General features: G+C 60.9%; 17 protein-coding genes. 8 read left to right on the top strand and 9 right to left on the bottom strand.

Annotation, left to right across the window (positions count from 1 at the left end; genetic code table 11):
- Positions 1–5: 5 nt before the first annotated feature.
- Genes FJ320_06470 through FJ320_06455 form a run of 4 tightly spaced genes read right to left on the bottom strand, consistent with a single transcriptional unit; the run spans position 6 to position 1958 of the window.
- Positions 6–1226, bottom strand: a complete 1221-nt coding sequence (locus FJ320_06470; GenBank protein MBM3925620.1) for a hypothetical protein — start codon at positions 1224–1226, stop codon at positions 6–8.
- Positions 1227–1436: a membrane protein insertion efficiency factor YidD gene (gene yidD, locus FJ320_06465; GenBank protein MBM3925619.1), complete on the bottom strand. Its 210-nt coding sequence runs from the start codon at positions 1434–1436 to the stop codon at positions 1227–1229.
- Between the two features lie 19 nt (positions 1437–1455).
- Entirely contained in the window at positions 1456–1803 is a 348-nt protein-coding gene (gene rnpA, locus FJ320_06460) for a ribonuclease P protein component (GenBank protein ID MBM3925618.1), read from the bottom strand.
- A 17-nt stretch (positions 1804–1820) separates the two neighbouring features.
- Positions 1821–1958, bottom strand: a complete 138-nt coding sequence (locus FJ320_06455; protein MBM3925617.1) for a 50S ribosomal protein L34 — start codon at positions 1956–1958, stop codon at positions 1821–1823.
- A gap of 68 nt (positions 1959–2026) precedes the next feature.
- Between FJ320_06455 and FJ320_06450 the strand changes: the two genes are divergently transcribed.
- From FJ320_06450 to FJ320_06440, 3 genes are read left to right on the top strand one after another with little or no spacing between them, the layout of a single operon-like run.
- Positions 2027–2764: a TlyA family RNA methyltransferase gene (locus FJ320_06450; GenBank protein ID MBM3925616.1), complete on the top strand. Its 738-nt coding sequence runs from the start codon at positions 2027–2029 to the stop codon at positions 2762–2764.
- Positions 2746–3627: a hypothetical protein gene (locus FJ320_06445; protein ID MBM3925615.1), complete on the top strand. Its 882-nt coding sequence runs from the start codon at positions 2746–2748 to the stop codon at positions 3625–3627. The genes FJ320_06450 and FJ320_06445 overlap by 19 nt, the downstream gene beginning before the upstream one ends.
- A 34-nt stretch (positions 3628–3661) precedes the next feature.
- Positions 3662–6766 (top strand): isoleucine--tRNA ligase, encoded by a 3105-nt coding sequence (locus FJ320_06440; GenBank protein ID MBM3925614.1) that lies wholly within the window; start codon positions 3662–3664, stop codon positions 6764–6766.
- A gap of 488 nt (positions 6767–7254) precedes the next feature.
- On the opposite strand, the gene FJ320_06435 is transcribed toward FJ320_06440, so the two are convergent.
- From FJ320_06435 to FJ320_06425, 3 genes are read right to left on the bottom strand one after another with little or no spacing between them, the layout of a single operon-like run.
- The gene (locus FJ320_06435; GenBank protein MBM3925613.1) at positions 7255–7995 is read right to left on the bottom strand and encodes a ribonuclease PH; all 741 of its coding nucleotides are present in this window, start codon (positions 7993–7995) and stop codon (positions 7255–7257) included.
- 44 nt (positions 7996–8039) lie between these two features.
- Positions 8040–10460: a DNA internalization-related competence protein ComEC/Rec2 gene (locus tag FJ320_06430; GenBank protein ID MBM3925612.1), complete on the bottom strand. Its 2421-nt coding sequence runs from the start codon at positions 10458–10460 to the stop codon at positions 8040–8042.
- Positions 10457–10921 (bottom strand): ComEA family DNA-binding protein, encoded by a 465-nt coding sequence (locus tag FJ320_06425; GenBank protein ID MBM3925611.1) that lies wholly within the window; start codon positions 10919–10921, stop codon positions 10457–10459. The genes FJ320_06430 and FJ320_06425 overlap by 4 nt, the downstream gene beginning before the upstream one ends.
- 183 nt (positions 10922–11104) lie before the next feature.
- On the opposite strand from FJ320_06425, the gene FJ320_06420 reads away from it, so the two are divergent.
- From FJ320_06420 to FJ320_06400, 5 genes are all read left to right on the top strand, one after another.
- Entirely contained in the window at positions 11105–12043 is a 939-nt protein-coding gene (locus FJ320_06420) for a branched-chain amino acid transaminase (protein ID MBM3925610.1), read from the top strand.
- Between the two features lie 49 nt (positions 12044–12092).
- Positions 12093–12719 carry a glycerol-3-phosphate acyltransferase gene (locus FJ320_06415; protein MBM3925609.1) on the top strand — a complete coding sequence of 209 codons (627 nt, stop codon included), beginning with the start codon at positions 12093–12095 and terminating at the stop codon, positions 12717–12719.
- Complete coding sequence (locus tag FJ320_06410) at positions 12720–13124, top strand: hypothetical protein (protein ID MBM3925608.1); 405 nt, start codon at positions 12720–12722, stop codon at positions 13122–13124.
- The gene (locus FJ320_06405) at positions 13121–13702 is read left to right on the top strand and encodes a phosphatase PAP2 family protein (GenBank protein ID MBM3925607.1); all 582 of its coding nucleotides are present in this window, start codon (positions 13121–13123) and stop codon (positions 13700–13702) included. The genes FJ320_06410 and FJ320_06405 overlap by 4 nt, the downstream gene beginning before the upstream one ends.
- An 81-nt stretch (positions 13703–13783) precedes the next feature.
- Positions 13784–14203 (top strand): heme-binding protein, encoded by a 420-nt coding sequence (locus FJ320_06400; GenBank protein ID MBM3925606.1) that lies wholly within the window; start codon positions 13784–13786, stop codon positions 14201–14203.
- Positions 14204–14433: 230 nt separating this feature from the next.
- Here the strand turns inward: FJ320_06400 and FJ320_06395 are convergent, their stop codons facing one another.
- Both FJ320_06395 and FJ320_06390 read right to left on the bottom strand, forming a co-directional pair.
- Positions 14434–15537 carry a Gfo/Idh/MocA family oxidoreductase gene (locus FJ320_06395; GenBank protein MBM3925605.1) on the bottom strand — a complete coding sequence of 368 codons (1104 nt, stop codon included), beginning with the start codon at positions 15535–15537 and terminating at the stop codon, positions 14434–14436.
- A 519-nt stretch (positions 15538–16056) separates the two neighbouring features.
- Complete coding sequence (locus tag FJ320_06390; protein MBM3925604.1) at positions 16057–17799, bottom strand: gamma-glutamyltransferase family protein; 1743 nt, start codon at positions 17797–17799, stop codon at positions 16057–16059.
- Positions 17800–17940: the final 141 nt, after the last annotated feature.

Genomic DNA, 17940 nt, shown 5'->3' with positions numbered 1-17940 from the left:
CTTCCTCAATCCGCCTTTGTCGAGAAGGTCCATCTTACCCGCCAGCGTTCCACGTCCAGGGAGCGCACCACGCTGTCGCTGTCGGCGAAGTATACCCTGGGCGAGGCCGCGGGCCCTTCCCCCACCAGGGGCGCGCGGATGCGCTTGTCTATTTCAATGGGAACCGCCTCCACAGAGCCGCCAGCCTGAATATTAAGCAATGAGATTATGCCATTTTCAGTGGAGACTACCAGCCGTCTTTCAGCCAGGAAGGGAGTCGAAGTAATAGGCTTGCCTAAATCCCGTACCCAGAGGGGTGGGTGGTTGGTCTGGCGGTCCAGGGGGAGGGCGTAGACCTTGCCGTCGGTGGATGGAGCGTAGACCGTGCGGCCGTCGGTGACGGGGCCGGCCCAGAACCAGTTGTCGGACTCGAAGGTCCAGGCCACTCCAGCGTCGCTTCGACGAAGGGCGTAGAGCTTGCGGTCAAAGGAGCCGAAGATAACCAGGTCGCCGACAATCAGAGGTTTTGTGACGACGGCCCCGCCCGTCTCGTGTTTCCACATTAGCTGGCCGTCTTGCAAGGACACAGCATAGAAATAGTCGTCCAGGGCGCCGAAATAGACGACGCCGTCGGCGACGGTGGGGGTAGACCAGACTCGCTTCTCTTTGGTCTTACCTTGTTTTAAGCCCTCGGTGGGGAAGGCCCAAAGCTGCTCGCCATTCCCGGCGTTGAGGGCATAGAGGTGGCCGTCTTCACTGCCGACCAGCACCGTCTGGTCATGGAGGACCACGCCTGTGACGATGCCGCCCGCCAGGACTTTTTCCCACTCGTCATCTTCAATACGGCTGGAGGAGCTTCTGTCTTTTTTCAGGGCCACGATTCGGCCCCGGTCTTCGTCCTCTAGAACACCGCCTGCGTAGATATATTCGGGACCAACGGCCGGGGGGCCGAAGACGGAACCCAGGGTCTGATCGACGTCGTTGGAACGGGGCGGGCGGAACTCCCAAAGGGGCAGGGCGCGCTCGTCTCGATCAAGGGCGGCGGAGTCCAGGGCAATGACGCTGCCATCGCGGGCGGCCACGTAGACAATGCCGTTTTCAACGGCGACGGGGGTCCAGCCTTTAGCGGTGCCGATGACGTCGCCGCCGGTGCAAGCGGCCGCGAGGAGAAATATAAAAAGGGTGGATAGGAGCAGGGGCGCGGCGGCGCGGCGCTTTTTTATGAGGGTTCTAGTGGTGTGGCTCAATTAAGGGACCGGGTCGTAACCCTTGCCTCCCAGGGGGCGGCACCGCGCCAGCCGTTTAACGGCCAGGACCCCGCCCTTAGTCACGCCGTAGGTCATGATAGCCTGATGGCCGTAATGAGAGCAGGTGGGCTGGTAACGACAGATGCCGGGCAGGTAGGGGGATATAATTTTTTGGTACAGCTCAAGGGCAAGTAAGGCTAGACGCTTCAACGTATTGTTTTCCTCAGACTTATAGACCAGGGTTTAGGGGTTCCAGCAGACCGGCCCTGCGGAGAAGATTGTGCAAGGCGTCCTGCAACTCCTGGAAACTTGGCTCTGTTTTGCCGCTCCTAACGATAATAACTACGTCCCAGCCGGACTTTACCGGCGTGACGCGCACTATTTCTCTCAGCCTGCGTCTAAGGGTGTTCCGCAGCACCGCGCCGCCGACTTTTCGAGAGGTCACGAGTCCAAAGCGGGTTTCGGCGGAGGAGTTGGGCAAGGCTTTAAGGACGAGACGAGAGTTGGCCCAACCCCTGCTTCCCTCGAAAATCTGTGAGAACCGCTCTTTCCCCTTCAGCCTCTGATCTTTACGCATTCACCAGGAATAAGTTGTTAAACAGTGAGACGGTGCCGGCCCTTGAAGCGGCGGCGCTTCAGGACCGACTGGCCGCCGCGGGTGCGCATGCGCCGGATGAAGCCGTGGACGCGCATCCGCCGACGGACTTTAGGCTGAAAGGTTCTCTTGGGCACAGTAATACTCTCCTTGCAGGCGTCGAGTATAGTTTATCATAAAGTTAGGTGTCAATTTTGGGAGAGTTATGGCCCCAAAAGTTGGGAAGCGACGATTGGATGTGCTGCTCCACGAGCAGGGACTGGCGGAAAGCCGCCAGCGTGCCCAGGCGCTGGTCATGGCTGGCCGGGTCTTGGTGGATGGGCAGAAGGTTACGAAGCCGGGCACCGCCGTCGCTGAAGACGCCAGGCTGTCGGTGGCGCAGGGGGAGCCGTATGTGGGTCGAGGCGGGCACAAGCTGGCCGGCGCGCTGGACGAGTTTGGAATCAACCCCGAGGGGCTGGTGTGCCTGGACGTGGGGGCCTCGACGGGCGGGTTTACCGACTGCTTGCTGCAACGGGGCGCGCGGCGGGTTTACGCCGTAGACGTGGGGCGCGGGCAGCTGGACTACCGCCTGCGGCAGGACCCTAGGGTGGTGTCGATGGAGGAGGTGAACGCCCACCATCCCTTCGAACTGCCGGAAAAGGTGGGACTGGTTGTTATAGACGTGTCGTTCATATCGCTGACCAAGGTGATTCCCAACGCGCTGCCGCATCTGGAGCGGCCAGGTATGGTGGCGGCGCTGGTGAAGCCACAGTTCGAGGCGGAGAGGGAGGAGGTGGGAAAGGGTGGTATTGTCAGGGACCCGAAGGTGCATGCCAAGGTGCTTGGGGGGCTGGTGGTGTGGTCGGTGGGGCAAGGGTTAAGGCTGCGAGGGCTGACGACATCGCCGATAACAGGGGCCGATGGAAATCGAGAGTTCTTTTTGTGGCTGGAGCAGCCGTGAAGAAGGACGGCACCCCGGATTTTTTGGTCATAGGCCATGTCACACTAGACATAGTTAAGGGCGGAAGCGCGCCGGGGGGCGCGGCTTTTTACGCGTCGCTGGCGGCGGTACGATTGGGCCGGAGGGTGGGGCTGGTAACTCGCGGGGCGCCGCAGGGGGCGCTGACGGCGCTGGAGGGGGTTGAGGTGGTCAACTTGCCATCGGAGACCGCCACGGTTTTTGAGAATATCTATAAGGATGGCAAGCGGGCGCAGCGGATACACTCGGTGGCGGGCCATATCGATGGCGGAGATGTGCCGAAAGCGTGGGGAGGGTGTCCAGTGCAGTTGATAGCGCCGGTATATAGAGAGGTTAAGGCAAGTTTGCCAATCGGCGCGAGTGACAGCCTGGTTGGGATATGCCCCCAGGGATGGATGCGGGAGCGGCTGCCGGATGGACGCGTTAAGCCCGTCGAATGGGATGGCGGCGATATATTGCGTTGCTCGCATGTGATGGCACTTTCGGAAGAAGACCTGGTGGAGAGAGTGCTGCCGAAGACATGGCACGAGTGGCCGGGCATCTTGATTATCACTAAGGGCGAGCAGGGCTCCGTGGGCCGATGGGACGGTCGATGGCATCGTGTACCGGCATATGCGGCGCGGGAGGTCAGCCCTACGGGCGCGGGCGATGTATTCGCCGCGGCCTTTCTGGTACGATATTCGGAAACCAGGGACCCGGCCGAGTCGGCGCTATTCGCCGCCGCCGCCGCCAGTGTAAAGGTGGAGCATGCCGGCGTGGGCGGCATACCGACTCGAGAGCGAGTCCAGGAACGCAGGGCTAGGCACCCAGATTTGCGCGTGACGCCCTGCGAAAAACCGTTCTAGCGCAGCAGGCGCATCGATAGGAGCTTTATCGAGCATGTTTGAAAAGGTCAACAGCAGGGCCAGCTTTCCAGAGTTGGAGACTAAGGTCCTTCAGTTCTGGAAAGAGAACCAGATTTTTGAGAAGAGCGGCAAGGATGACGGCAGGCCGCTATTTATGCTTTTCGAGGGCCCGCCGACGGCCAACGGCAGCCCCGGCATCCACCACGTCCTGGCCCGGGTGTTCAAGGACATCATCTGCCGCTACAAGACCATGCAGGGATACCGGCCCATCAGGAAGGGTGGATGGGATACCCACGGCCTGCCAGTGGAGCTGGAGATCGAGAAAGAGTTGGGGCTGAGGACCAAGCGGGACATCGAGAACTATGGCATCGAAAAGTTCAACCAGAAGTGCCGCGAGAGCGTGTTTCGTTATGTTAAGGAGTGGGAGGACCTGACGAACCGCATCGCCTACTGGGTGGATATGAAGGACCCCTACGTCACCCTGACCAACGATTATATTGAGACCGGCTGGTGGATACTAAAGAGCCTGTGGGACAAGGACCTGATTTATAAAGGCATTAAGGCTACGCCTCACTGCCCTCGATGCGTCAGCTCGCTAAGCTCTCACGAGGTGGCGCTAGGCTACCAGGAGAACACGCGAGACCCATCGGTGTTTGTGAAGTTTGCGATTAAAGAGGGCACGCCGCAGGCCAAGAAACTTCAAGCTAAACTGCCCGCCGAGGCGGCTGTGAACGTCTATTTCCTGGCCTGGACGACGACACCCTGGACCCTGCCAGGCAACACGGCCCTGGCCCTGAACCCTGACGCCCAATATTCAATCCTGCGCATCGAGAATGAAGGGCAGCCCTACTGGATGGTCATGGCGTCGGCGCTGGTGGGCAAGGTGGTGAAGGTGCCGCACGAGGCGGTGACGTCGGTCAAAGGCGCCGAACTGATTGGCGCCGCGTACCACAAGCTATACGACCCCGCGCAGTATGGCGTCGAGGTCAAGGATACGAAGTCGCTGGAGGCGGTATCGGAGTACACGCCGCGGGTTATCGGCGGGGAGTTCGTGTCGCTGGAGGATGGGTCGGGCATTGTCCACATTGCGCCGGCCTTCGGCGAGGAGGACTTGAACGCGGGGCGCAGCGAGGGGCTGGCCTTTGTGCAGCCCGTCGATTTGCAGGGACAGTTTACGGGCAGCTACCCGTGGGCGGGGAAGTTCGTCAAGCAGGCCGACGAAATGATTGTGAAGGACCTGACGCAGCGGGGTCTGTTGTTCAAGCGTGAGACGTACCTGCACACATACCCCTTCTGCTGGCGGTGCAAGACGCCGCTGCTGTACTACGCCAAGGAGTCCTGGTACATCCGCATGACGGCGATGAAGGACAACCTCATCCGCAATAACCAGCAGATTAACTGGTACCCGGAATATATCAAGGAGGGGCGTTTCGGCGAGTGGCTGCGGGGCCTGGTGGACTGGGCGATATCGCGGGAGCGGTACTGGGGTACGCCGATACCCTTGTGGCAGTGCGGCCAGTGCGGGCACTACCACTGCGTCGGGTCGCTGGCGGAGCTGAAGGCGATGGCTACGCCGGCCTACAAGCCCAGAGTTGATGGGCTGGACATGCACCGGCCCTATGTGGATGAAATCGAGATTAAGTGCCGCGAGTGCCAAGGCGTCATGAAGCGCATCCCGGAGGTCATGGACGCGTGGTTCGACTCGGGCGCCATGCCCTATGCCCAGTGGCATGTGATCTCTGACGATGACTTCCAGCGAGTGCAGTCGGAAGGGCGGTTTCCCGCCGACTATATCTGCGAGGCGGTGGACCAGACTCGAGGGTGGTTCTACAGCTTGCTGGCGCTGTCGACCTTGCTGGCGGACGAGCCCAGCTACAAGAACGTTATCTGCCTGGGCCTGATTCTGGACGAGAAGGGCCGGAAGATGAGCAAGTCCCAGGGCAACGTTGTGAACCCCTGGGAGGTCATTAACTCGCAGGGGGCGGACGCAGTGCGGTGGTACCTCTATACAGCGACGCAGCCGGGCGAGTCGCGGCGATTCTCGCAGCGGCTGGTGAACGAGGTGGTGAGGCAGTTCATCCTCACGCTGTGGAATGTCTACTCCTTCTTTGTCACCTACGCGGAGATCGACAAGTACGACCCGACGAAGGTCAGGAAGGGATGGAAGCCCACGGCGGAGCTGGACAGGTGGATATTGTCTGAGTTGAACGTCCTGGTGCGGCAGGTGACGGACAACCTGGAACAGTACGACCCGACTAACGGCGGGCGCCGTATACAGGAGTTCGTCGATATACTATCGACGTGGTACGTGCGGCGGAGCCGCCGCCGCTTCTGGAAGAGCGAGAACGACCAGGACAAGGTGTCGGCGTACACGACGCTGTATACATGTCTCACGACGTTGTCCAAGCTGCTGGCGCCGTACACGCCGTACCTGGCGGAGTCTATGTATCAGAACCTGGTGCGAACGGCGGACCGGCATTCGCCGGAGAGCGTACACCTGGCCCGGTTCCCCAAAGCCGACGCCTCGTTGCTGGACCAGCCGCTGATGGATGCCACGCGGCTGGCGATGCGCATATGCAGCCTGGGCCGGGATGCCAGGGCGCGGTCAGGGAAGAAGGTGCGGCTGCCGCTGTCCAAGGCTGTGGTGGCTCCTCGCGACCCGTCAGAAGCGGAGTACCTGGAGCAGATTCGAGAGCAGGTGCTAGACGAGCTTAACGTTAAGGAACTGGCACTGTTATCCAAGGATGACGACTTGTTCCAGAAGGCTGGCACCTCCATTGCAGGCGAGACGCGGGCCGCATTAGTCGAGGGATGGCAGTTTGTTGCTGACGCGGGGTATCTGGTAGGCATGGACACCAATGTGACGCCTGAGCTTATGGAGGAGGGGCTGGCGCGGGAGCTGGTGCATCGAATCCAGAACTTGCGAAAGTCGGCGGGGTTTGAGGTGACGGACAGAATAGTCACCTACTACCGTGGGCCCGACGAGGTGCGCCGCGTTATGGAGCGCTTCGGCGATTATGTAAAGCTCGAAACGCTGTCGGAGGGGCTAAGGGAGGGCGAGGCGGAGGACGGAGGCCACGTCGAGGAGCAGAGCGTGGACGGAATGGAGTTAACCCTGGGCGTGAAGCGGGTAGGCTAGGGGGCAATTTCCCGCCCTCCCTGGGCCCTGCACCAAAGCTAGACAAAGGTCTGAGACTCGCTTTTGGCGGTCCTGCCACCGCGGGGGCTTAGCCCTCTACGCCGAGATCGGCAGGCGTCAGGGTCTTCCCGCACTGGGTGCACTTAACGCTAGTTATCTTGTCCGGGTGTTTGAGATCTTCGTGCATTTGGACTTGGTGGCTCACGGGATGAGAGCACGCTGACTTGGACTGCGTTTCCTTGCGCTCTGTGGTTTGGGTTCCTTCTTTGCGACTCCACGGCCACTTCATCACACACCTCCATTGCTGGATTCCCTAATTTGTTAGGCACTGCAAACCTAACTTATGAATTAGGCAAGCAGCCCTAAAAGAGCATGTTTATGTCTCTATTTTATTCGGGATGCAGAAGGACGCCAAGCCTGACCTGTGACGCCCCGCTTGTCAAAAAATGCAGAACGACTGAAGGTGGCAGCGGGCTCTTAGGAGCGCCTTAAATGGTGCGCAGGGGTTTCAAGGCCTGAAGGGCTTGCTGCTGCACTTCCAGCAGCTCCCTGATGCCCTTCTCGCCTAAAATTACCGCCTGCGACAGGACTTGTTGGCTGAAGGCGCCGCCTTCGCCGGTGGCTTGGATCTCGACTAGATCGCCCTGACTGGTCATGGCGATGTTGAGGTCCACGCCGGCGCGGAAATCCTCTTCATAGCACAAGTCCAGCAATAGTTCATCGTTCACCAGGCCCACGCTTACGGCCGCCACGGCGGAATGCAAGGGCACGCGTTTCATGACACCCTTTCGCACCAGGCCGTTGAGGGCTGTGTAGAGGCAGACGTAGGCGCCGGTGACGGAGGCAGTGCGGGTGCCGCCGTCGGCCTGCAAAACGTCGCAGTCGATGGTGATGGTGCGGTCGCCCAGGGATTTAAGGTCGGTGACAGCGCGGAGGGCGCGGCCCACTAGGCGCTGGATTTCAGCGTAGCGCCCTTTGACCGAGCCTGCGCCAGACTCGCGAGGGGTGCGTGACAGCGTGGAGCGGGGCAGCATAGAGTACTCGGCGGTGACCCACCCTTTGCCCTGGCCCCGGAGCCAGCCCGGGACTTTTTCTTCGATGCTGGCGGCGCAGATAACCTTGGTCTGGCCCATCTCGATAAGAACGGAGCCTTCCGCGAAGGCCTGGTAGCCGGTGGTGATGGATGTGGGGCGAATCTGGTCGCTGCGGCGGCCGTCAATGCGTGGCACGGTGTCTCCAGAAGTAGGCTTTGTTCGTAGTATAACAGGCGAAGTCAGCGCTGGGTTCTCACCCATAGGTCCTGCCCGTCAGTGATGAACTTCACGTGGCCGTTTCGGGCCGTCGTATAGACCTGACCGGGGGAAGCTGATGCCAGCCGGTTCATGACTTCCGGATGGGGATGGCCAAAAGGGTTGTCGGGGCCAGCCTGGACCACCGCGACAGACGGCGACACCGTGGAGAGGAAAGCTGGTGTGGACGAGGTGCGGCTGCCGTGGTGGGGGACTTTAAGGACTGTACTCGCTAACACACCCGGGCCTTCGGTTAACGAGATTTCGGCCTCTTCCTCAATGTCCCCGGTCAGCAAGAAACTTATGCCGCCATAGACCAGTCTCAGCACCAGACTGTTGTTGTTCTGGTTGGGATGCTCTCTGTTCGATACAGGGTGCAGGACTTCAAGCCAGAGGTAGTCCTCCAGTGCTACCGCCTGACCGCGCGACACGAATTGCGCCTCGATGCCTCGATCTTCGAGGGCCTGGCGCCATTCCAGGTATACCGGGGAGGCATCCGACTTCCCTTCCAGGACAAGGCCCGGATTAAATCGACGGGCCACGCCGACCAGACCTCGTAGGTGGTCCTCGTCAGTGTGAGTCACCACAACCGCGTCAAGGCTGCGGTCCCAAAAGGTAAGCTCGCCGGCGAGACGGCGGGCGGCCAGGAAAGCGTCGGGGCCGCCATCGATGAGGACCTGTAGGCCCTGGGGCGTCTCGACGAATATGGCGTCTCCCTGGCCGACATCGAGGAAGGTTACATGAAGTCGGCCATCGTGGGCGGTCAGGACACGGGCCCAGGCCATGGCGGCGAAGACGACGAGGCCGAGGGCAAGGGTAACTTTACCTGCGGCGTACTGGTCGAGGTTGAGGCCAAGTTTGGGGATGGCAGGGGCGCGGACCCGGGATGCCAGAGCTTTGAGATATGAAGGCCAGAGGACGGCTGCCGAAAGCAAACCGTAATACATCCAGACCAGGGCGGCGCTAAATCGTGGGACATCGATGATGGCTGCGGGGACTTGGGCCATAAATTCGACAAGCTCGATTTGATAGGTCAGCACCGGCCAGGCAAACCAGCCGACGACTTGGCCTAGAGTCGAGTTGATAAGCCCGGCGAAGGCGGTGGCGATGGATAGGACCAGGATGGCAGGCTGGACGGGCAGAGAGAGGACGGTGGCAAGGATACCTAGGAGGGGTATTTGGTGGAAGTTAAAGGCCACCAGCGGAAGGGTTGCGGCGGTTGCCGCTACGGAGATTATGATAGCCGCACTTGTCCACAGGAAGGCCTTGGCCGCTAAGGTTTGGCCGTGGGGAGTCGTCTCAAGACGAGAGCGCAGCGTGTCGGTCATGGGGACTCCCAGGACGGCGATGCCGGCGACGGCGGCGAAGCTGAGCTGGAAGGAGATGTCCTGCAAGACTTTGGGGTCCAGGCCCGCCATAACAGCGGCTGCTACCGCTAGTGAAGGCAGCACGCTTCTCGGACGGCCCGCCGCCAGCGCGGCCAAGAATACGCTTCCCATGATGGCGGATCGCACCACGGAGGGAGACATGCCGCTGACCAGGGTGTAGGCCCAGATAAGAGCTAGGGGGATTAAAAGATATGACTGCCGTCTGCGCCCGAAAAGAAAGGCCGCCAGCCCAAGGGCGATAGCCATCAGCATGCTCACTTGCAGTCCCGATATGGCTAGCAAGTGTGACGTGCCGGTGTCCCGAAAGTCCTCGGACAGTTCGGAGGGGAAGCCGCCGCGCTGGCCTAAAAGCAGCGCCTGGGACAGGGACGCTTGGGGTTCCGGCAGGGCGTCTCGCAGGGACGTGGATAAATGGCCGCGTAATTTATAAACCCAGGACTGAAAGGTGTTGCCCTGGTCTTCTGTCAGAAGCTCCACGGTGGGGAAGGCTATGGTGAGGTGGATGCCTTGCTGCGCCAGGTAGTCACGGTAGTCGAAGGTGTCGAAGATGGGAGGCTTGTCGAGGCGGCCCTGGAGGCGGAGACGGTCGCCGTAGCGGAAGAAGGGCTCGCGGCGCGACTCCACCAGACCTCGCGATGGCCGGGCGGAGACTTGGATGCGGTGACTCCCTTGGAGAGGGCCCTGTCCTAAATCCAGTACATCGCTCCGCAGCACGAACTGGACGCTGGCGCCGCGCGCCTGGGGGTCGCTGACGATAATGCCTTCCATGACGCCCAGGATGCCTTCGTCGGGGACAGTCGGCGGCGCTGGCGCTTGCCCCCAGTCAGCCCGAATTAAGGCAAGTAAAAAGAGCGTAGGCAAAAGGGCGGGCCACAGAGTCTTTTTGATAAGAAGGAGCGCCGCCGCCGCCAGCAATGCTGCGGCGAGCAGAGGTAAAGTGACTGACAGGCTGACGTCGGCGTGAAGGCCTAAAATCAGGCCTCCGACCCAGGCAGCGACAAGGAATAGCACTCTCAAGGGCTGCCTGGCCCTACGGTTATCAGGTCCCGCATGTTTTGGTAGGTGGAGGGGCCGATACCCTGGACCAGGAGCAGCTCGTCGGCGGAGCGAAAGGGTCCGTTATTGTCTCGAAACTCGATAATGCGGCCGGCCAGGACAGGCCCGACTCCAGGCAGCTTCTGGAGTTCTTCAGAGGATGCGGAGTTTATATCTATTCTGTCGGGGCTATTCGGAACTGAGGCTACAATGGTGGAGGTCTCGCCGACTCTGGACACGTGGACTTGCTCCTCGTCGCGGATGCGCCGGGCCAGGTTCACCGACGAGGCGTCGGCGTCGCGGAGGAAGCCGCCGGCGGCGTCGACAGCGTCTTGGACGCGGCTGCCTGGAGGCAGGGTGTAGACGCCGGGAGAGGCTACGGACCCGCTGACAAAGACCGCCATCTGAGGGATGGGCGTGGGGGTGGGAAGGAGGATGCGCATGCCCGGGTTGTCGTCAGCGCGCAGGGCGAGGGCGATACCGCCGGACAGGGCGGCGGCGCCGGCGAGGACAAGGACCAGGTTCACAGCAAACTTAGAATCCAACGTAATTCGCTTTTGTTGTGTTATAGATTGGGCGTCATTATAATTGACACACTTTCAAAAAATCGATTTTAGGAGTCCGCGATGAGTCCCAAATCGCTGGCGTTCTTTAAGGGCAAATTTGTGCCTCTTGAAGAGGCCAAGGTCAGCATCACTACCCATGCTCTGCACTACGGGACGGGCGCTTTTGAGGGCGTTCGCGGCAACTGGAACGCCGGCAAGGAGACGGTCTTTATTTTCAGGCTTCGAGAGCATTACGAACGGCTGATGCAGGGCTGCCGCATCCTGATGATGAACCTTCCGTATTCTGTGGACGACCTGTGCAAAATCACGGTGGAGCTGGTGGAGCGCTGCGGCTACACTCAGGACATCTACATCCGGCCTCTGGCCTACAAGAGCGCCGAGCGGGTGGCGAACCTGAAGCTGCACGAGCTGGACAGCGACTTCTGTCTCATCACTATACCCTTTGGCAAGTACCTGGAGGCCGACGCGCTAAAGTGCTGCACCTCCAGCTGGCGCAGGCCCGACGATCAGACAATACCGCCTCGTTTTAAACTTACGGGGATATACATTAACAGCATTCTGGCGAAGACGGAGGCGGTACTGGCGGGCTTTGACGAGGCCATAGTGCTGAACCACAGCGGGTTTGTGTCGGAAGGCTCCGGCGAGAACGTTTTCGTGGTGCGGGGCGGCAAGCTGTACACGCCGCCGCTTATCGATAACGTTCTGCCGGGCATCACTCGCAGCACGATTATGCACCTCGCCAGGGAAGAGATGGGGCTGGAGGTCATCGAGTCGCACATCGCCAGGCCGGAGCTTTACACCGCCGACGAGATGTTTCTGACCGGCACCGCAGCGCACCTGACGCCGGTGGTGCAGCTGGACCACCGGAACATCGGCGACGGCAAGGTGGGGCCGATATCGCGCGCGCTGCGGGACGCCTATTTCCAGGTGGTGACGGGCAACAACCCTAAGTATCTGCACTGGTGCACCGCGGCAAAGCCCAGCCTGGTAAAGACCTAAGAAACCCATTGCCTGAGCAAAGGCCTGGTGAAGGCGAGGTATAGGGTCTATGCACTGGGATAGCCTGGGCTGGTTTGTAGTTGTTCCCCTGGCTTATCTGGTGGGGTCTTTTCCGACGGCCTACATTACCGGACGCCTGCTTATAAACGCGGACATCCGAGAGTTGGGAGATAGGAATGCCGGCTCCGCTAACGTCTTCCGAACTTTAGGGCTGAGGGCCGGCTCCTTAGTCTGTGTAATAGACGCTCTGAAGGGCGTCCTGGCGCTGCTCATCACGAAGGCGTTGATGGATGGCGTCCTGGCGGAGATGGCTGCCGGGTTGGCGGCGGTGGCGGGCCACAACTGGCCTTTCTATCTAGGATTCCGAGGAGGTCGAGGCGCGGCCACGGCTCTAGGCGTGCTAATGACGCTGGTTTACCCCGCGGGTATCATCATGGGTATGGTGGCCTTAGGCGCCGTAATTATCTTTCGTAAGTCCACAACAGCCATAGCTATGAGCTTCATACCTCTGCCCCTGGTGGCATGGATGACGGACGCGAGTTTGGGACAGGTCTTCTATTCCATCCTTCTGCCAGTGGTGGTGGGGCTGAGTCACTTTGCCAGCGTGCGCAAACTGACGGTGGAGTCAGGGGCCGGGGGCCAAGAGGCAATCACGCCCACCGTCGAACGTTCCTAAGTGCCCTTCGTCCTAGACTATCTAGTTTTTGTCTTTATCTCCGCCCTCGGCGTTCTGCAGATGGCCGCATCATACAGCCTTCTTAAGGGCGTCTACTTAATACCGCATAGAGCAGTCACTTTCATATTCGGCCTAGCGTTGACCACGGGGGCCTTTGGCTGGTTTTTCGCCTCGGAGCCGCGAAACGTGCCGGACACCGAGGCCGGGCTGAACGGCAACCAGCAGGCGATGCTGTTTGTGGCGGCGTGCGGGGCGGCGGTGGTATTTACGATGGCGGTCAGCTCGCTGGTCAACTGGCAGATGCGGCCAAAGGACGGCCGGTATCTGGCCGGCATGTCGGCATTGCGGCACGCCAGCTTCATTCATGCGCTGTCGGCCAGTTTTAGGGGGATACGCAGTCGATGAGCGGCGCGGACCGGGAGATAGTCTTGTGGCTGAACCAGTGGGCGGGCCGGTGGGAGGTGTTGGACGACGCGGCGAGGCTGGCGGCTAACGACTATCTAATACCCGTGGCGCTGGCCCTGGGGTTGCTGGGCCTATGGTTTTGGGGCAAAGACGCCGAGACGCGGGCAAAGCGCCAATACGCCGTGTTGCGCGCTGTGATTGCCCTGGGATTTGCCAATCTAGCAATGCTTGTGTTCAACGACTTCTATTTCAGAACACGACCCTTCAACGATTTGGACCTGCGCCTCCTGTTCTACGAACCTACAGACTCGTCCTTCCCTGCCAACGCATCGGCCCTATCCTTCGCGGTGGCCTTCAGCGTGTGGCTGGCGATTAGGCCGGTAGGGTGGGCAGTGCTGGCGGCGGCGGCGCTGTGGAGCCTATCCAGGGTGTTTGCGGGGGCGCATTACCTGTCGGACGTGGTGGGGGGAGGGGTTATCGGGGTGGCGTCTGCTGCGGCGGTATGGTGGGGCCTGCCGAGGATGGAGCCGCTGCCGACGGTGGTGGTGCGGGTGGCGCGGGCGCTGAGGCTGGCGTAGGGCCGGGCCGTCGACTGGATAATCATTGGTCTTCTTAATACAATGCGCCCGTCGGGACAAATTTAGCAGGAGGCGGGAGCGATGTACCAGAAACAAATGTTGAGTCTAAAACAGTGCCAGGACGCGATTAACGCCATGGTGGCTGACTTTAACAAGAACCCCAACCGACGGCCCGTGGATATGGCGATTGTCGACGATATGGGGAACCTGCTGGCTTACGCCCGGATGGACAAGTGCATAAGGCCGACCTTTGCCCTGAGGAAGGCCTATACCTCGGCCATCAGGCGGATGGATACGATAGCCTTTGCGGAGCAGTTGAAGACCACAGGGAGAACTGTGGCGGACTTTGGCGATCCCCAGCTGGTGCAGCTTCAGGGCGGGCTGGTGATTAATGCCAAGGATGGGAGCTTGCTGGGTGGCATTGGGGTTGGCGGGCTGCCGTCAGGGAAGGATGATGAGGATATAGCAAGGGCGGGGTTAAAGGCGCTGGGGGTTTCGTAGGCCTGTACACAAAAGACCAGCGTGGCATAAGGCGGGATACCATCCCCTTAATCCCCCTCCTGCTGGAAGGGGAAGAGAAATAAGGATCACCTCATCACCCCCCTTCGGCCAGGCTCAGGGCAGGCTCTATCCCCCTCTTCTCCTTTGCAATAGGAGAAGAGGGGGCACCTGAGGGGAAGAACCACAAGACCCCAGAAGGCCCGTTCTGAAGGTGGACCGTCATCAAGGGGTTAGGTTACTTTCTCCCATCGGCCGGAGGTGGAGGAGCGGTTGATGGCTTCTAGAGTGCGGTGGAGAGATAGGCCGTCGTCGAAGTTGGGGTGGAAGGGCTGGCCGTGGCGGATGGCGTCGGCGAGTCGATGGTATAGCTGGGCGACCTGGAAGGACTGGTCGGAGGGAGAGGGACTGGCGACGAGGGTATATTCTTTGGGAATGGGGAGGCTGTGGAACTTATCGTCGGCAGTGGCGCCGGAGACCGTGCCGGGGGAGTACTGGACGTAGGTAGGGGCTTCGATCAGCAGGTGGCCTTTGTCGCCGTAGATGTCGAAGCGGAAGCCCGAGCCGGTCTTGCTGACGGTGCTGGCATGCATGACGCCCGATGCGCCGCCCTTGAGCTTCACTGTCGCCATGACGGTGTCCACCGAGGTGATATCGACGCGCTCCTTGGTATCGGTGAAGGTGGTCTCTTTGACCAGAGTGTCGGTGATGCCCCAGGCTTCGCTGACCTCGCCGAGGCAGCAGCGCATGGTGTCCAGGGCGTGGCCCATGGAGATGTTGAGCGCGCCGCCGCCGTTCTCGGCCTTGACGGACCACCATCGGTCGGAGCGCCGCGGGCCGATGCCGGTGCCGATGAACTGGGAGAGGTTGAAGTGGAGGGGTTTGCCGATAAAGCCCTGTTTTATGAGGTCGCGGGCGTACATAACGGCGGGAGAGAATCGCCCCTGGGTGCCAATGGCGGTATAGAGTTTGCGGGCCTTGGCGGCTTTAGCCATCTCCTGGCCCTGGGCTGAGTCCATGCCGAGGGGCCATTCGCAGAAGACGTGCTTGCCGGCGTCGATAGCGGCCATGACGATGGGACGGTGGAGGGGGATGCGGACGGCTACGGAGACGATGTCGATGTCCGGGCATTGGACTAGCTGCTGGTAGTCCCAGAAGGCGAGGCGGGCGCCGGTGGCTTTTTGGGCCTCCAGGGCGGTCTCTTTGTGGGCGGTGCAGACAGCGGCGAAGTCTAGCTCGTCGCGGAGGGCGAGGAGGGCTGGGATGTGGGCGCGGGCGCCCCATCGCTCGGCGCCGGAGGTGGCGCCGATGAGGCCGATGCGGAGTCTGGTGGGCATGGGGGAGCCTCCTTGCTAACGTTTCCCGCGATTTTGGGAGGGATACACGCAGCGTGACAGGTGGCAGTGATAAAGCAGCGTGTCCATAGGGTTTCACCCTCATCCTTCGCCTTCTCCCATCAAGGGAGAAGGAATTATCTTGGAGGCGGTTGCCGCCGTATCTGCCACACAAGCCTCAATTGGCACCAGGCATCACAAGGGGAGAAGGAATTTCCTTGGTGACGGTCAATTCTTACGTATGCATCAAGCCTCGACCGGTACCGAGCGCTCAAAGAGAAAGTATCTGAGGGGCCAGAAGGGACCTGATGATGGGCATAGATCCTTCGACTACGCCCGAGTACGGACTCCGCTCAGGATGACAAGTCCTTTTATCCCCCACCCATGTAATGTTTCGCCAACGCTTTGGGAACGCGCGGTTATCCATATGGAGCGTGATGGTGGCAGCCGGGACGTTGAGGTTTCTCGACTACCCCATTCGGCTACGCTCAGGGCTAAAGGCTCACCGAAATGATGTATGGTTCACCTACCCACGGCGTAGGAGTCGGCGCGGGGGTCCGCGGCGGCGATGAGGACGCCTTTTTTGCGGTCTACCTGGATGCCGCAGAGGCCGGAGGCGCGGTAGCCCCAGTCCGAGAGCCAGGTGACCTTGTGGCCTCGCTTTTCCAGGCTGGCGGCCACGTCCTTACCGATGCGGCTTTCGAGTTCTACCTGGCCTGGCTTGTAGGTATGGGGCCAGAAGGAGTCGGGGTGGCTCCAGGAGCCGGCTCGAGGCTCCTCGACGGCCTGCTGGGGGTCCATGCCGAACTCGACCATGTTGAGGAACATCTGCACCATGCCCTGAGGCTGCATGTCGCCGCCGGGGGTGCCGAAGGGCATATACAGCTTGCCCTTGTGGAAGGCCATAGCTGGGTTGGGGGTGAGTCGCGGGCGCTTGCCAGGGGCCAGAGCCGAGGGGTGGCCTTCCTCAAGCCAGGTCTGGGTGCCTCGTGAGGAGACGATCATGCCGAGCCCGGGGACCATGGGTGTTGGACCGACGCCGTCGCTGGGGGTAGCGGAGAAGCAGTTGCCCCATTTGTCCACGGCGCAGGCGTAGCTGGTGTCGGGGTCGCGGGGGCCGGCCTTGGCGAGGGGCCGGGAGGCCTCCTGGCGTCGCCCGTTGCGGCCGTTGGTGCCCTGGTGCGCCCAGGGGTTGCCCTTAGGAGGCATCTCGGGCCAGGCCTTCTTCATATCGATCATGGCGCGGCGCTCTTTGGCGTAGGCCTTGGAGAGAAGGCCGTCGGCGGGGACATCGACGAAATCGGGGTCGCCGTAGAAGTAGTGGCGGTCGGAGAAGGCCAGCTTGACGGACTCGAGGAGGACATGGAAGTAGTCGGCGGTGTTAAGGCCCAGGGCTGGGAGGTCGAACTGCTCCATGAGGTTGAGGATGCCGATGATGGAGGGGCCCTGGCACCAGAAACCGGAGGTGTAGACCTCGTAGTCCTTGTAGGAGGTGGAGCAGGGCTTCTCGACAGTGACGGAGAAGTCGGCGAAGTCTTTCATGGTTAGCAGACCATCGTTCTTCTCGCTGAAGGCCACCATTTTTTCGGCGACATCACCCTTGTAGAAGAAGTCGCGGACGGCGTGGATAGCCCCGGCGCGGCCCTTGGAGGCGCTGGCGCGCTCAACCTCCACCATATTCTTAAAGACGCGGGCCAGGTCCTTCTGGACGAGACGCTCGAAGGGTCCCAAGGGGCGGCCCTTGGCGGTAAAGATGGTGGCGTCGTAGGGCCATTTGCTGAAGGAGTCCTTCATACCCAGGTCCTCGCTGGCTTCGCGGGTCAGTGGGAAGCCCTTGTCGGCCAGCTCGATGGAGGGGCCGACGACCTGCTCGAAGGTCATGGAGCCGAATCGCTCCAAGGCAGTGAGCCAGGCGTCGGCGGCGGAGGGGACGATGCATCGGGGCATGCCCAGGGGGATTGCGCCGTATTTGGTCTTGAAATAGTCCAGCGTGGCGGCTTTGGGCCACCGTCCTAGGCCGCTGATGGAGACGACCTCGTTCTTTTCGGCCATGTAGACGAGGATAGGGGCCACGCCGGCGATGGAAGTCCGATGGGGCTGGGTGACGTTGATGGCGATGCCTGCGGCCACGCCAGCGTCGACAGCGTTGCCGCCTTCCTCCAGCATCTTGTAGCCAGCGAGGGTTGCGAAATAGTTGCCGGACGACACGGCGTGGTTAATGCCGGTAGCTGGTGGTCTATAAGAGGGGATTCCGTTGGGCGCCATGGTGGGCCTCCTTGGGGAGCGTTGATGGGAGGATAGGATTAGGGAGGGAGGGAAGTCAAGGAGGGGTGGGGATGGGGCTGGGTGTAGGAAGGACTGCCCCTGGACTACCGATTCGGTTTGAGATTTTTCAAAAACGAATCG

The organism is SAR202 cluster bacterium, assembly GCA_016872285.1.
Lineage (GTDB): Bacteria > Chloroflexota > Dehalococcoidia > Lucifugimonadales.
This window is presented reverse-complemented; position numbering and strand designations above follow the sequence as displayed.

What these genes read in the sequence shown, in the direction of transcription:
- FJ320_06440 (MBM3925614.1), top strand. Translation starts at nt 3,662, where the DNA reads ATGTTTGAAAAGGTCAACAGCAGGGCCAGCTTTCCAGAGTTGGAGACT.
- FJ320_06450 (MBM3925616.1), top strand. Translation starts at nt 2,027, where the DNA reads ATGGCCCCAAAAGTTGGGAAGCGACGATTGGATGTGCTGCTCCACGAG.
- FJ320_06405 (MBM3925607.1), top strand. Translation starts at nt 13,121, where the DNA reads ATGAGCGGCGCGGACCGGGAGATAGTCTTGTGGCTGAACCAGTGGGCG.
- FJ320_06395 (MBM3925605.1), bottom strand. Translation starts at nt 15,537, where the DNA reads ATGCCCACCAGACTCCGCATCGGCCTCATCGGCGCCACCTCCGGCGCC.
- rnpA (MBM3925618.1), bottom strand. Translation starts at nt 1,803, where the DNA reads ATGCGTAAAGATCAGAGGCTGAAGGGGAAAGAGCGGTTCTCACAGATT.
- FJ320_06390 (MBM3925604.1), bottom strand. Translation starts at nt 17,799, where the DNA reads ATGGCGCCCAACGGAATCCCCTCTTATAGACCACCAGCTACCGGCATT.
- FJ320_06400 (MBM3925606.1), top strand. Translation starts at nt 13,784, where the DNA reads ATGTACCAGAAACAAATGTTGAGTCTAAAACAGTGCCAGGACGCGATT.
- FJ320_06415 (MBM3925609.1), top strand. Translation starts at nt 12,093, where the DNA reads ATGCACTGGGATAGCCTGGGCTGGTTTGTAGTTGTTCCCCTGGCTTAT.
- FJ320_06425 (MBM3925611.1), bottom strand. Translation starts at nt 10,921, where the DNA reads ATGCGCATCCTCCTTCCCACCCCCACGCCCATCCCTCAGATGGCGGTC.
- FJ320_06420 (MBM3925610.1), top strand. Translation starts at nt 11,105, where the DNA reads ATGAGTCCCAAATCGCTGGCGTTCTTTAAGGGCAAATTTGTGCCTCTT.